This is a genomic window from Chitinimonas sp. JJ19 (assembly GCF_036961565.1).
GTDB lineage: Bacteria > Pseudomonadota > Gammaproteobacteria > Burkholderiales > Chitinimonadaceae > Chitinimonas.
The window spans coordinates 1-13,547 of record NZ_JBAMDD010000010.1; the positions used below are offsets into that span (position 1 = coordinate 1).

General features: G+C 59.0%; 13 protein-coding genes. All 13 read left to right on the forward strand.

Annotation, left to right across the window (positions count from 1 at the left end):
• Window positions 1-173 precede the first annotated feature (173 nt).
• The 13 genes from V7714_RS13225 (at window position 174) to V7714_RS13285 (ending at window position 13,533) form a co-directional block, all read left to right on the forward strand.
• Window positions 174-1,166 carry a hypothetical protein gene (locus V7714_RS13225; RefSeq protein ID WP_335710160.1) on the forward strand — a complete coding sequence of 331 codons (993 nt, stop codon included), beginning with the start codon at window positions 174-176 and terminating at the stop codon, window positions 1,164-1,166.
• A 326-nt stretch (window positions 1,167-1,492) separates the two neighbouring features.
• A complete protein-coding gene (locus V7714_RS13230; protein ID WP_335710161.1) occupies window positions 1,493-2,362 on the forward strand; it encodes a ferritin-like domain-containing protein in 870 nt (289 codons plus the stop codon).
• A 10-nt stretch (window positions 2,363-2,372) separates the two neighbouring features.
• On the forward strand, window positions 2,373-2,870 hold the full coding sequence (gene rfaE2, locus V7714_RS13235) for a D-glycero-beta-D-manno-heptose 1-phosphate adenylyltransferase (RefSeq protein ID WP_335710162.1): 498 nt from the start codon (window positions 2,373-2,375) through the stop codon (window positions 2,868-2,870).
• A 4-nt stretch (window positions 2,871-2,874) separates the two neighbouring features.
• A complete protein-coding gene (locus tag V7714_RS13240; protein ID WP_335710163.1) occupies window positions 2,875-4,200 on the forward strand; it encodes a mechanosensitive ion channel family protein in 1,326 nt (441 codons plus the stop codon).
• Window positions 4,201-4,258: 58 nt separating this feature from the next.
• Window positions 4,259-5,455 carry a DesA family fatty acid desaturase gene (locus V7714_RS13245; RefSeq protein WP_335710164.1) on the forward strand — a complete coding sequence of 399 codons (1,197 nt, stop codon included), beginning with the start codon at window positions 4,259-4,261 and terminating at the stop codon, window positions 5,453-5,455.
• Between the two features lie 120 nt (window positions 5,456-5,575).
• Window positions 5,576-5,926 (forward strand): RidA family protein, encoded by a 351-nt coding sequence (locus V7714_RS13250; RefSeq protein WP_335710165.1) that lies wholly within the window; start codon window positions 5,576-5,578, stop codon window positions 5,924-5,926.
• 76 nt (window positions 5,927-6,002) lie between these two features.
• Complete coding sequence (locus tag V7714_RS13255) at window positions 6,003-6,620, forward strand: MarC family protein (protein ID WP_290332989.1); 618 nt, start codon at window positions 6,003-6,005, stop codon at window positions 6,618-6,620.
• Window positions 6,621-6,653: 33 nt separating this feature from the next.
• A complete protein-coding gene (rpiA, locus tag V7714_RS13260; RefSeq protein ID WP_335710166.1) occupies window positions 6,654-7,310 on the forward strand; it encodes a ribose-5-phosphate isomerase RpiA in 657 nt (218 codons plus the stop codon).
• A gap of 146 nt (window positions 7,311-7,456) precedes the next feature.
• The gene (phoU, locus tag V7714_RS13265) at window positions 7,457-8,155 is read left to right on the forward strand and encodes a phosphate signaling complex protein PhoU (protein ID WP_284198166.1); all 699 of its coding nucleotides are present in this window, start codon (window positions 7,457-7,459) and stop codon (window positions 8,153-8,155) included.
• Between the two features lie 102 nt (window positions 8,156-8,257).
• Complete coding sequence (ppx, locus tag V7714_RS13270; protein ID WP_335710167.1) at window positions 8,258-9,754, forward strand: exopolyphosphatase; 1,497 nt, start codon at window positions 8,258-8,260, stop codon at window positions 9,752-9,754.
• 1 nt (window position 9,755) lies between these two features.
• Window positions 9,756-10,814: a magnesium/cobalt transporter CorA gene (corA, locus tag V7714_RS13275; protein ID WP_335710168.1), complete on the forward strand. Its 1,059-nt coding sequence runs from the start codon at window positions 9,756-9,758 to the stop codon at window positions 10,812-10,814.
• A 215-nt stretch (window positions 10,815-11,029) separates the two neighbouring features.
• Complete coding sequence (locus V7714_RS13280) at window positions 11,030-11,971, forward strand: DMT family transporter (protein ID WP_335710169.1); 942 nt, start codon at window positions 11,030-11,032, stop codon at window positions 11,969-11,971.
• Between the two features lie 266 nt (window positions 11,972-12,237).
• Window positions 12,238-13,533, forward strand: coding sequence for a NupC/NupG family nucleoside CNT transporter (locus V7714_RS13285; protein ID WP_335710170.1), 1,296 nt, complete (start codon window positions 12,238-12,240; stop codon window positions 13,531-13,533).
• Window positions 13,534-13,547: the final 14 nt, after the last annotated feature.

The window sequence follows — 13,547 nt, forward strand, 5'->3', positions numbered from 1 at the left end:
CACCGCCAGGCTCCCCTTGAAAGCCCCAGACTCAACAGAGTCTGGGGCTTTTGCTTTGGCGGGCGTATAGTCAAAACTGCTATACCTTTGACGGCTCCGACCGTATCAATGGTTGCGTTGAATAGTCTAGGTGCTTTTGCAGTAGGGGTGACAGCAGAGGTGAGGTATTGAATATGGATTCATGGATACTCTTGCAAGTAAGGGCTTTAACGTTATGTGACCTTAAAGACCTGATACCTGAAGGTTACTATGCAAATGCTGGCAATGAAATTGATTCTGGTCGTGCGGACTATACAATTGGAATGACTCTGTACAAGGGTGAGTCCACCAGCCCTGGTCTTAGCCCGCGTCAAGTATCGGCTGCTGATGTTCTTCTAAATATTGGCTTGTATCGATTTACGAACGCCGCTGTAGCCGATCATGTAAGAGTTCCAATTGACCTGCGAAATTACTATGAAAGCAGTCTTCCACAGTTAAAGACTAATCTCCTTGGCGCACTAAATGCATATGTCATGTATCTTACTGAGATGGAGGAGAAGCCCGTATACGCCATACTGAACGCAGAGAATTCACAGCCCTTACCAGAGTTAGTCCGGTATAGGAGCTACGAGCAGCTACGAAATGAAGTGAATACGATGTTTCTTGAGCTGGCTGAAATCATACGGACTTCCGCCATGCAGTCGGCCTTTTGGAACAAGACCGATTTTCAGAAGACGGTAGTAAACCGGCTCCCTAAGAGTGAGCCTGATGCTCAGCCGACTATCGCAGGATTGCTTCAGCCGTTATGTGACGCGAGAAACTTAGAGCTACATCGCGAATCAACCTTGGCTGGAGGATTCCTCGACTTTTGTATATCAGGGTTTGTTGAAGGAATGGGCATATGCCATGTTCCAATTGAGGTCAAGAATGCTCATGCAAGTGCATTAGACGCGGGCTTGACTCACCAGCTACCACATTACATGAAGGCAAAGAGAGCTGAATATGGCCTCTATTTGGTACTTTGGTATAAGGGCAATCATTTCTCGAAACCCAAGAGACACGTAGCCATCGCGGAACTCCGGTTTCATCTTGCCAGATTATGTTGCCAGCATGGTCTTGAAGGCCGAATTGAAGTGCAGGTGCTGGAGTTATCGGACTCAGCTCCTTCACCAAGTCAACTTCGATAAAAGCTAGCCGCTACTTGAGAAAAATACGGAATAGCATCTGTTTTCTATACTGTTAAGCGCTGACAGCGCCGCTAACAGTCTTAGCTCGTATGGTGGTTAGTACCCATGATTGCGGTTGCGATGACATATCTGTGCTCTTCACTGCAAACTGGAACGTTCTACTGCCCTGCTAGCCAGACGAGTGGGTAGCACTTGGGGGGACTCGCCAAGTGATGCTCCGGTGTAGATAGATGAGCAATGTGCATTAATTGTCCTGTACAATTTGTGTCATCAATCTGTCCTCTACCCTGCGCTATGCTAGCCAGATCGCGCCTAGGAGAATCGCCATGCTGTATCCCGAGTTGTTTGCCTCGCTGGAAAAAGCCCGCTGGAATATGCAGAGCGACATACCCTGGAGTAGTTTTGACGCCAGCCTGCTGAGCGACGAACAGGCCCAGACGGTAAAGCTCAATGCCATCACCGAGTGGTCGGCGCTGCCGGCGACAGAGATGTTTCTGCGTGACAATCGTGATGACAGCGACTTCTCTGCCTTTATGTCGGTCTGGTTCTACGAGGAGCAGAAGCATTCCCTGGTGCTGATGGAGTATCTGCGCCGGTTCCGGCCTGATCTGCTGCCAACCGAGCAGGAGCTGCATGCCGTACGCTTCGAGTTCGACCCGGCACCGGCGCTGGAGACCCTGATGCTGCATTTCTGTGGCGAGGTGCGGCTGACCCAGTGGTATCGGCGTGCGTCTGACTGGCATACCGAGCCGGTGATCAAGCATATCTACAAGACCCTGTCGCAGGACGAGGCTCGCCATGGCGGGGCCTATCTCAAGTATATGAAGCGGGCGATAGAGCGTATGGGGGATGATGCCCGCTACGCCTTTGCCAAGATAGGCGTGCTGATGGCGTCCAGCGGCAAGTCGGGTAAGCCCTTGCACCCGACCAATCTGCACGTGAACCAGGCGCTCTTTCCCAATGACACCATACAGAGCCGTCTGCCCGACCCTTCCTGGCTGGAGCGCTGGCTGGACCAGCAGATTGTGTTCGATAAGGACTGGGAAGCGCGCGTGGTTGGCGGTATCTTGCGCAATCTATCCAGCCTGTTTGACCGAACTTTTGATACTGTTGGTCAACTAAACCTTTACCGCAAAGAAGTGCAGCGACAGCTCCTGGCCAGGGACTCCGTCCAAGGGGGGCTGACTGCGGCATGACAAGACCACGATGACTGCCTATAGCAACCCTGATTTCACGAACAAGCTTTGTCCTCCTGAACAACTCGCAGAGCGGATCGCCCGCCTGCCCCGGCCCTTGGTATTCACCAATGGCTGCTTCGATATCCTGCACAGGGGCCACGTTACCTATCTGGCCCAGGCGCGTGCGCTGGGTGCGGCCATGGTGGTGGCGGTGAATACCGATGCCTCGGTACGGCGCCTGGGCAAGGGGGATGACAGGCCCATCAACCCGACCGAACACCGTGCTGCCGTCCTTGCAGCGCTGGCTTCTGTGGACCTGGTGACCTGGTTCGACGCCGATACCCCGATTGCCGAGATACTGGCAGTACAGCCCGACATCCTGGTGAAGGGAGGGGACTGGCAGCCGGACAGGATAGTGGGCAGCACCGAAGTGCTGGCGCGCGGCGGGCAGGTGCATTCCATCCCCTTCCTGTTTGACACCTCCACCACCCAGACCCTGCGCAAGATACGCGCGGCTGAGGGCTGAACCCATGGTGAAGGAGTTGCAACGTACGCCGTTATACGAATTCATCGAGGAGTTTCAGCGGCTGGGCCTGGCTGAAACCCATCTCCTGAGCCAAGCGCTGGCCCTGCTGGGGTGCGCGCTGTTGGCCTGGGTGGCCAGCCGCGTGCTGCAGCCACGCTTGCGGCAGGCTGGGCTGGCGCGTTGGCGCGTCAGTTCCGAGGGGATGGCGCGGGTGATGTATCCCGTGCTGTTCTGGTTGTGTGTGGAAATGGTGATCGTGTTCTGGCCCAGCGGCCAGAGCGTGACCTTGTTGCGCCTGGGTTCCAGCTTGTTGTCGGTATTGGCCATTGTGCGTACGGTGGCCTATCTGCTGCAGGAGTCGTTTATCCAGTCGGAATGGGTGAAGAAGGCGGTGCGCCTGCTGGCTTGGCTGATCTGGCTGGTGTTTGCCCTGCATATAACCGGTGTGCTGCCCGAGATACAGAAGCTGCTCGATAGCGTGGCCTTTGCCATGGGCAAGCAGCGTATTTCGCTGTTGATGGTGGTGAATGGCGGGCTGTCGGTGGCGGTGACCATGCTGGTGGCGGTCTGGCTCGGCCGCCTGGCTGAGCGCCGGGTGATGTCGGCCACCTCGCTGGATTTGAGCTTCCGGGTGGTGGCCACCAAGGTGATGCGCACCGTCCTGGTGGTGGTGGGGGTGATGATTGCCCTGCCTATCGTTGGCATAGACCTGACGGTGCTGTCGGTATTTGGCGGTGCGCTCGGTGTTGGCCTGGGTTTTGGCTTGCAGAAGATCGCCAGCAACTATGTGTCTGGCTTTATCATCCTGCTGGATGGTTCGGTACGCATAGGCGATCTGGTGAATATCGAAGGCCGCCAGGGCAGTATTTCCGGCATTACCTCGCGCTATGTGGTGCTCAAGCTGGGCGATGGTTCCGAGGCCATCATTCCGAACGAGGCCCTGATCACGTCGACCGTGCTCAATCTGTCGCACTCGGACAGCAAGCAGCGGGTAGTCCTGCCCGTACAGGTGGCGTATGACAGCGATCTTGAGGCGGTGGGTGCGCTGTTGGTGGCGCAAACCCAGGGCGAGGAGAGGATATTGGCTGATCCTGAGCCGGCCTTCTTTGTAAGGGGGTTTGGCGAGAGCGGCATAGACCTGGAGCTGGCCTTCTGGATAGGGGATTCGGACAAGGGAACGCTGGCCCTGCGTTCTGATCTGAACATGAAGATCTGGCGGGCTTTCCGTGAGCACGGCATAGAGATTCCCTATCCACGCCGTGATCTGCATCTGATTGCTGCAGCGCAGGATAAGAACTTTGCCCTGGATCAAACTTCGAGCACGCGCTAGGTGATTGATTTGCCGTAGAATCCCGTCGTCTGCTTATATTCCTTTACAAGGAACACCCATGCTCTCTTGGCTTAATGGCCTGATCGATCTGCCTTGGTGGGGTTACATTGTTGTTACCCTGGTGCTTACCCATATCACCATCGCATCAGTAACCATCTTCCTGCATCGCCACCAGGCGCACCGCGCATTGGATCTGCATGCTATCCCCAGCCATTTCTTCCGTTTCTGGCTGTGGCTCACCACCGGCATGGTGACCAAGGAGTGGGCTGCCATCCATCGCAAGCATCACGCCCGTTGTGAGACCGAGGAAGACCCGCACAGCCCCCAGGTTCTGGGCATCAAGAAGGTGTTCTTTGAGGGCGCCGAGCTCTACCGCGCAGAATCGAAGAACAAGGAAACCATGGAGAAGTTCGGCCATGGCACACCGGATGACTGGCTGGAGCGCAATCTCTATTCCAGGCGCAGTGTCTGGGGTGTGGTCACCATGGCGGTGCTGGATCTGCTGCTGTTCGGTGCCAACGGTATCTGGATGTGGGCGGTGCAGATGCTGTGGATACCGGTGACGGCTGCCGGCATCATCAACGGTATTGGTCATTACTGGGGCTACCGCAATTTCGAGAATGAAGATGCGTCCCGCAATATCATGCCTTGGGGCATCCTGATCGGTGGTGAGGAGTTGCATAACAATCACCACACCTTTGGTACCTCGGCCAAGCTGTCGAACAAGTCCTGGGAGTTCGATATAGGCTGGATGTATATCCGTATCCTGGAGTTGCTGGGCCTGGCCAAGGTGCGCCGGGTGGCGCCGTCGGTGCGCGAGGTGGCGCCCAAGCCCCAGGCTGACTTCGATACGCTGCAGGCCATCATTGCCAACCGCTACGAGATTGCCTCTGCCTACGCTCGCCAGTTGAAGGCGACGGTGGCCGGGGAGCTGGAGCAGTTGCGTGAACGTGCACCGCATATCTCGCAGTTCCAGTTCAACCCCAAGCGGGCAATGAAGCGCTGGCTCAAGCAGGATCGCAAGGATACGCCGCTGGCTGACCAGGCCAAGCTGGATGCCTTGCTGGCGGAATCCAAGGTGCTGGACACCGTCTACAACATGCGGCAGGAACTGACGGCTTTGTGGGAGCGTTCGTCCTCGTCCAAGGAGCAGCTGCTGAAGCAGCTGCAGGACTGGTGCGCACGTGCCGAGGCCAGCGGGATTGAAGCCTTGCGCGATTTCTCGCTGCGACTGCGCGGCGTGGCGCTGGCATAATACGGTCCCTATCTTGCCCGGGGCGGCTGGTCAGCCGCCCCTTTTGCATTCAGGGCATTCCCGTTTGTCTCGATGGGAAATCGAGCCTTCTGGGAATCCCTTTCAAGCCCGAGGAAAAACATGTCCATACAGCGCTATCACGTTGGCCCCCGCCTGTCTGAAATCGTCGTCCACAACAATACCGTCTACCTGGCCGGCCAAGTGGCCGAGGCGACCTTGGCCGATGCTGCCAAGGCCCAGACCGAAGAGATACTGGGCATGATAGACAGGCTGCTGGGCGAGGTCGGCAGCGACAAGACCAAGATACTGACTGCCCAGATCTGGCTGGCCGATATTGCGGATTACGATGCTATGAACGAAGCCTGGTCCGCCTGGGTGCCGCAAGGCCATACCCCGGCCCGCGCCACGGTCGAATCGCGCCTGGCCACGCCTGAGTACAAGGTAGAGATCAAGATCGTCGCCGCGCTGTAAGGATTACTACCTGTACGACCCGGCCCCCATTGCTTTTTGCTGTGGGGGCTTTGTTTTTCCCACTATGCTGTAAGCCATGGAAACCTCTACCTTTATCTCTGCCACCATCCTGCTGATCCTGGTAACGGATCCGCTGGGCAATATCCCTTTGTTCATTGGCCTGCTCCGGCAGGTGGATCCGGCGCGGCGGCGCCGCATCATCATCCGTGAAGTCTGCCTGGCTTTCGGCATCCTGCTGTTCTTCCTGTTCTTTGGCCGGCAGGTGCTGGCGGTCATGCATCTGAGCGAGACTTCGTTGGGTATTGCGGGTGGGGTGATCCTGTTCCTGATTTCGCTCAAGATGATATTCCCGCATCCGGAGGGGGCATTTGCCCACCAGGTGAAGGGTGAGCCTTTTCTGGTGCCCCTGGCCATTCCTTTCATTGCTGGCCCCTCGGCCATTGCCACTGTGTTGCTGCTGGTCGCCCGTGAACCGCATCGGCAACTGGAGTGGATAGGTGCGCTGACCGTGGCCATGCTGGTCTCGGCCGTGGTGCTGGGTTTTGCCGAGCGTATAGCCGACTTCCTGGGTGAGCAGGTCACCATGGCCTTCGAGCGGTTGATGGGCCTGATACTGACGGCGATCGCCATTGAGATGCTGTTGAGCGGCATACAGGCATTCGTGCTGCAGATTCAGCGCGCAGGCACCGTATAATCCGGTTTTCGCCGTCTCTTCTGGAGTAGCAGCATGACCCTTGATGAAATGAAACGCGCAGCCGCCCGCGCTGCTGTCGCCTTTGTGCCTGATAACTGCGTGGTGGGCGTGGGAACGGGGTCGACAGCCAATCATTTCATTGATGCGCTGGCCGAGATCAAGGGCCGCATCGACGGTGCCGTGGCCAGCTCAGAGGCTTCGGCCGCGCGCTTGAAGTCGCATGGCATTGCGGTGTACGACCTCAATGCCATTGATAGGCTGCCTATTTATGTGGACGGCGCCGATGAGATCAATCGCCACCTACATGCGGTAAAAGGCGGTGGCGCCGCCCTGACCCGGGAAAAGATCGTGGCTGCCGTGGCCGAGAAGTTTGTCTGCATCGCGGATGAAACCAAGCTGGTGGATATTCTGGGTAAATTTCCCTTGCCGGTGGAGGTGATACCGATGGCCCGCAGCCATGTGGCGCGTGAGCTGGTGCAACTGGGTGGTCGCCCGGTCTACCGCGAGGGGGTGATCACCGATAACGGCAATGTGATACTGGATGTGCATGGCCTGGCCATTGCCGAGCCGGGCAAGCTGGAAGGCGAGATCAACCAGATAGTGGGGGTGGTGACCAATGGGCTGTTTGCACGGCGGCGTGCCGATGTGCTGTTGCTGGGTACCGCCACTGGCGTGCAGACCTACCAGTAAGCTGGCGCACAGGCCTGGTCACGCCAGGTCGGTCGCTGCGTCACTTGTAAGAAAAATGTCACGGAAAATTCGTTTGGCGCTGAGCATGGCTCGTGCCAAGCTAGCGCCGTGAGGGATAGACCCCAGTCCGAAGAGGGAAGCACACCATGTCCGAACATATTTCCAAGCAGTTCGATGTAGAGCTGGAAACCGCACGCGGCAAGATTTTGGCCATGGCCGGCCTGGTGGAGGAGCAGTTTCGCGACGCCATGAGGGCGCTGGAGACTGGTGACGCCGAGATGATAGACAAGGTCATCGAAACCGAGAACCAGGTCAACACCATGCATATGGAGATAGACGATGACTGCATGCATATCATCGCCCGTCGCCAGCCTGCAGCCAGCGATTTGCGCATGGTGCTGACGGTCAACAAGGTGGTGAACGATCTGGAGCGCATAGGTGACAAGGCCTGCAAGATCGCCCGTCGTGCCAGGCTGATCTATGAAGGTGGGCGCATCAATGTGCCGCGCCTGTCCGACCTGACCTATCAATCCAATATCGCCCTGACCATGCTGCGTACCGCGCTGGATGGTTTTGCCCGGCTGGACCCCAGCGTTGCTGGCCAGGTGGCGCGCGAGGACATCAAGCTGGATGAGGAATTCAAGGCCATACAGCGGCAGCTGATTACCTATATGATGGAAGACCCGCGCACCATCACCCTGGCGCTGGAGATCATCGAAATCGCCAAGGCCATCGAGCGCGTGGGCGACCATGCCAAGAATATTGCCGAGTATGTGGTCTATCTGGTCAAGGGCATCGACGTGCGCCACAGCCCGCTGGAAGAGATAGAGAAGCAGGCTTCTTAAGCCTATTTGCGTAAATCAGGCCCCTCGTTTGCACGGGGGGCTTGTTTTTTGTCTGGCCGCTTCCGACAATCCGCCCATCCCCGCCTCGCTAGAAGAAGACCGATGAGTCCCTCGCACACCATAGCCGCCGTCGATCTTGGCTCCAACAGCTTCCGCCTGCAGGTGGCGCGCGTGGTGGAGGATCATATCTATCCGCTGGATGCCTTGAAGGACACGGTGCGCTTTGCCGCTGCCCTGGATGGCCAGGGGCGCCTGAACGACAAGGGCCAGCAGCGTGCCTTGGCGGCCTTGGCGCGGTTTGGCGAGCGCCTGCGCGGCATGGCACCCGAGCATGTGCGCGTGGTGGCGACCAACACCCTGCGGGTGGCCAAGAACGCCAGCGACTTCCTGCCACGTGCCGAGGCGGCGCTGGGCTTTCCCATCGAGGTCATTGCCGGCCGCGAAGAGGCGCGTCTGATCTATATCGGCGCGGCCCATTCCCTGCCTGCCAGCAAGGAGCGGCGGCTGGTGGTGGATATCGGTGGCGGCTCTACCGAGTTTATCGTCGGCCAGCAGTACAAGCCGCTCAAGACCGAGAGCCTGCTGATGGGTTGCGTCAGCTACAGCCTCAAGTTCTTCCCCGATGGGCGCTTGACCAAGCAGGCATTGCGCGATGCCGAGCTGGCTGCCCGCAGCGAGTTGCAGGCCATTGTCCAGGATTTCAACCATGAGCACTGGCAGCTGGCGATCGGTACCTCCGGCACCGCCCGCTCGCTCAGCGACATCATGGAGATGAACCGGCTGACCGAGAGCGGCATTACGGTGGCTGGCATGGAGAAGCTGCGCGAGATCATGCTCAAGGCCGGACACATAGACAGTGTGAATCTGGACGGTCTGCGGGCGGACCGGCGACCGGTACTGCCAGGCGGGTTTGCCATCATGGCGGCGGTGTTTGCCGAGCTGGGCGTGGACAGGATGGGTATTACCCTGGGGGCGCTGCGTGATGGCGTGCTGTACGACCTGATAGGCCGGCAGCACCAGCGCGATCTGCGCGAGGTGACCGTAGCCCAGTTCAAGCGCCGTTACCATGTCGACATGGCCCAGCAGAACCGGGTGGCCGCCCTGGCCGAGCATTTCTACCGGCAGCTGGCCGCCAGCATGGGCCTGGATGCAGAGCAGGACCTCAATCTCTTGCTGTGGGCATCGCGCCTGCACGAAATCGGCTTGTCGGTTTCGCATTCCAGTTATCACAAGCACTCGGCCTATATCCTGCAGCATGCCGACATGCCGGGCTTCTCCAGCCATGAGCAGGCCCGCCTGGCCTTGCTGGTGCTGGGCCATAAGGGTGGGCTGAAGAAGCTGGGCAGTGGCCATGCGCGTGATCGCTGGGCCAGGGTGCTGTCGCTGCGGCTGGCTGTGCTGTGCTGCCGCAGCCGTACCGACCGCCCCCTGCCGCCTGTGCAACTGGTGGCGCTGGGCAATGGCTTCAGCCTGACGGCAGAAGACGACTGGCTGGCGAACAACCCGCTTACCCATACCGCCCTGCTGCAAGAGGCGGAGGAGTGGCGCGAGATTGGTCAGGTGTTGCAGCTGTCCAGTAATTTCCTGCACTGGAGCTGATATGGCCAAGAAGCGACGCCTGCTGGCCCACCATGCGGCCAAGCCGGCTGGCAGCCATGTCGATGCGCAGGCCGAAACGCTGGCCACCTTGATTGAGTATGGCCCGGACGAGCAGGATCTGCGGGAAACCTGCTTTACCTCGTTGGCGCAGGGACAGGGCTTCCAGCCTAGCCACGGGACCTTGTGGCTCAATATCCATGGCCTGGGCAACCATGCCTTGCTGCAGGAGGTGGCGCGGCGCTTCAAGCTGCATCCACTGACGCTGGAAGACATACTCAATACCGGCCAACGCAGCAAGGTCGAGACCTTTGAGCACTACCTCTATATCGTGGCCAAGCTGGCCCGCTTCGATGACGCCAGTGGCTGCGTACTGACGGAGCAGATTTCAATTGTCCTGGGGCGTGGCTGGGTGCTGACCTTTCAGGAGCATCCCAGCGGCACCTTTGGCGAAGTGCGTGACCAGTTGCGCAAAGGTGCAGGGCAGGTGCGTAGGCTGGGAGCCGATTACCTGGTCTATGCCTTGCTGGACAAGCTGGTCGACCGCTATTTCGGGGTGCTGGAAGCACTGGGGGAGCGGGTGGAGACGCTGGAGGATGTGGTGCTGGAGAGCCCCAAGCCCGAGGTGCTGACCCATATCCACGCCTTGCGCCGCGAGATGCTGTATCTGCGGCGAGCCCTGTGGCCCATGCGCGAGGTGTTGAATGCCCTGCAGCGTGACGATGCGGACTTCTTCCTGAGCGAGACGCAGATTTATCTGCGCGATGTCTACGACCATGCGGTACATCTGATCGAGGCGCAGGAAATGCTGCGCGACATGATAGGTAGCCTGACCGACTTCTATATGTCGAATCAGGGCAATCGGCTGAATCGGGAAATGCGGATGCTGACGGTGATTGCCACCATCTTTATGCCGCTGACTTTTATTGCTGGCGTTTATGGCATGAACTTCGAGTACATGCCGGAACTGAAGTGGCACTACGGTTATGCCACAGTGCTTGCACTGATGGCGACCCTGGGCCTGGGCATGGGGCTGTTCTTCTGGCGGCGGCGCTGGTTGTAGCGATGCACCTTGGTGGTGCGATTGCACTGTTGCAGTGCACAATTTCCGCTGGTGTTTTTCTGTTTTTTCTTTAGAATCCGCGACCTTGCGTATCAGCCTTACCGGGTTGGCATGCAGCATCAAGCCCTGCGGCCTGTTATGGCCGACGGGGATTGATGTCATCACCCTGGTGCCACAAGCACCGGGCTACACCACCCTCTACCCGAGGTCGCTCCATGTTGCGTCGTCTGTTCCCTTCTGCGGCTGCCCTGCCGTATGTCCTGCTGGTCTTTGCCACCCTGTGCTGGGCCGGCAATTTCATCCTGGCGCGTGCCATGCACGCCGATATCGCCCCGATTACCTTGGCTTTTGGCCGCTGGCTGGTTGCGCTGCTGGTGCTGCTGCCCATCGCCTGGCCCCGTATCCGTGAGCAGCTGCCGCAGCTGCGCCGTGTCTGGAAGCGCCTGTTCTGGTTGGCTGCCTACGGCATTGCCACCTCCAATACCCTGATCTATATCGGCCTGCACCATACCAATGCCACCAATGCCGTGCTGTTCAACGCGCTCATCCCGTTGATGGTGATGCTGCTGAGCTGGGCGGTATGGCGCAAACCGCTGGCTGGCCGCGAGTGGCTGGGCATGTCCGGATCGCTGTTCGGCGTGCTGCTCATCATCTGCCATGGCCAACTGGGCCGTTTGCTGGCGCTGGATTTCAACAGCGGCGATGCGCTGGTGGTGGCAGGGTTGGCCTGCTGGTCGGTCTATACCGTGCTGCTGCGCGGCGTGCGCGAGAGCATGGATAGATTCGCCGTGCTGGCGGTTACCATCGCCCTGGGCTTGGTCATGCTGCTGCCCTTCCTGATCTGGGAGCTGAGCCATGTGGGCCTGCCGGTGGCATCGGGTGCCAATCTGGCCAGCGTGCTCTACCTGGGTATCTTCCCCTCAGTCATTGCCTTGCTGGCCTATATGCGTGCGGTGAATGTACTGGGGCCGACCCGTGCGGCCGGTTTCCTGCACCTGATTCCCGCTTTTGGCGCCGTGGGTGCCGGGGTGCTGCTGGGCGAGCAGCTGGCCTTCTACCATGTGGCTGGCCTCGCCATTATCTTTACCGGCCTGTATTACGCCCAGGGCCAGGCTGCGGCGAAAGTGCCGGCCACCGTGCTGCCGCAGCAACGCTAGCAGCCCCTGGGCATACGCTGGCTTGCACTGGTGTGGCCCATGCCGCCGACTTGCCACGCTGATGAACCGGATGGTTGCCGTGGCTCATCGGGGCGGCCACGCCATGCTGCCGCCGGGTTTCCCCTTTGATTTCAGATTGGTAGCGTCGGTCGGCTGCTTGCTCGCCCATGGACGGGCCATAATCAGACAGTGGCCAAAATTAATCAGTGCCGCAGCATGGCGCTGATATAGAATCGCGCGCTTTATAAAGTTCCCCGGAGCGCGCCATGTCGGTGGCCCTGCAATCCTTGATCGGCGTCATCAGCCTGCTGGCGATCGCCTACGCTTTTTCTGCCAATCGCCGCGCCATCAATTGGCGCATCATCGGTATAGGCTTGGTGCTGCATTCAGGCTTCTGCCTGTTGTTCAGCAAGGTGGTGGTAGCCCGCCATATGCTGGAGAGCTTCAGTGCGGGTTTTGTGCACATGCTCAATTTCTCGGGCGATGGCGCACGCTTCATCTTTGGCGACCTGGCCAATCCTGGCGGCAAGCTGGCTTTTATCTTTGCCTTTAACGTCCTGCCCATCCTGATGTTCTTCTCGGGCCTGTCTGCCTTGTTGTACCACTTTGGTATCCTGCAGCGCGTGGTGTTTGGCCTGGCGTGGCTGATGAAGCGCACCATGAGGCTGTCGGGGCCGGAGAGCCTGTCGGTAGCCGCCAATATCTTCATGGGCCAGTCCGAGGCCCCCTTGCTGGTCAAGCCCTATATCAGCCGCATGACCCGCTCCGAACTGTTCTGCCTGATGGTGGGCGGCATGGCGACCCTGGCGGGTTCGGTGCTGGCGGCCTATGTGAGCTTCCTGGGCGGTACTGATCCAGTTGAGCAGGCCAAGTTTGCCACCTGGCTGCTGCTGGCCTCGCTGATGAATGCCCCTGCCGCCGTAATCTTTGCCAAGATCATGATGCCGGAAGACGATCCCGAGCATATGTCATCCAACCGCATGGATTACGACCATGGGCACCAGGGGCACTTTATCAATGCCCTGGTGGCAGGTACGGTGGAGGGCCTGAAGCTGGCTGCCATCGTGGCAGCGGTGCTGATGGTGTGTGTATCCCTGATCGCCCTGATCAACCACCTGAGCCAGAACTGGCTGGGCGAGATGCTGGGTGTCAACAACTGGATACGTGACAGCACTGGTGGCGCATTCTCGGGTCTGACCCTGCAGTATGTGTTTGGCCAGCTGTGCCGGCCGGTGGCCTGGTTGCTGGGTGTGCCCTGGAATGAGACCTTGCTGGTGGGCTCGCTGCTAGGCCAGAAGGTGGTGGTCAATGAGTTTATTGCCTACCTGGACCTGGGCCGCATGAAGGAGCAGGGCCTGCTGTCGGCGCACTCCATCCTGATCTCGACCTTTGCGCTGTCGTCGTTCTCCAACTTCTCTTCGGTGGGTATCTGCGTGGCCGGTATCGGCGCCATGGCGCCAGGCAAACAGCAGACCATGGCGGAGATAGGCATGCGGGCACTGCTGGCTGCCGTCTTGGCAGGCCTCTTGACTGCCGCTGTGGGCGCGCTCTGGCTCAGCTAAGCCGCTAGCTGTTG

Coding starts and splice junctions, on each gene's coding strand:
- V7714_RS13225 (WP_335710160.1), top strand. CDS start 174: ATGGATTCATGGATACTCTTGCAAGTAAGGGCTTTAACGTTATGTGAC.
- V7714_RS13230 (WP_335710161.1), top strand. CDS start 1,493: ATGCTGTATCCCGAGTTGTTTGCCTCGCTGGAAAAAGCCCGCTGGAAT.
- rfaE2 (WP_335710162.1), top strand. CDS start 2,373: ATGACTGCCTATAGCAACCCTGATTTCACGAACAAGCTTTGTCCTCCT.
- V7714_RS13240 (WP_335710163.1), top strand. CDS start 2,875: ATGGTGAAGGAGTTGCAACGTACGCCGTTATACGAATTCATCGAGGAG.
- V7714_RS13245 (WP_335710164.1), top strand. CDS start 4,259: ATGCTCTCTTGGCTTAATGGCCTGATCGATCTGCCTTGGTGGGGTTAC.
- V7714_RS13250 (WP_335710165.1), top strand. CDS start 5,576: ATGTCCATACAGCGCTATCACGTTGGCCCCCGCCTGTCTGAAATCGTC.
- V7714_RS13255 (WP_290332989.1), top strand. CDS start 6,003: ATGGAAACCTCTACCTTTATCTCTGCCACCATCCTGCTGATCCTGGTA.
- rpiA (WP_335710166.1), top strand. CDS start 6,654: ATGACCCTTGATGAAATGAAACGCGCAGCCGCCCGCGCTGCTGTCGCC.
- phoU (WP_284198166.1), top strand. CDS start 7,457: ATGTCCGAACATATTTCCAAGCAGTTCGATGTAGAGCTGGAAACCGCA.
- ppx (WP_335710167.1), top strand. CDS start 8,258: ATGAGTCCCTCGCACACCATAGCCGCCGTCGATCTTGGCTCCAACAGC.
- corA (WP_335710168.1), top strand. CDS start 9,756: ATGGCCAAGAAGCGACGCCTGCTGGCCCACCATGCGGCCAAGCCGGCT.
- V7714_RS13280 (WP_335710169.1), top strand. CDS start 11,030: ATGTTGCGTCGTCTGTTCCCTTCTGCGGCTGCCCTGCCGTATGTCCTG.
- V7714_RS13285 (WP_335710170.1), top strand. CDS start 12,238: ATGTCGGTGGCCCTGCAATCCTTGATCGGCGTCATCAGCCTGCTGGCG.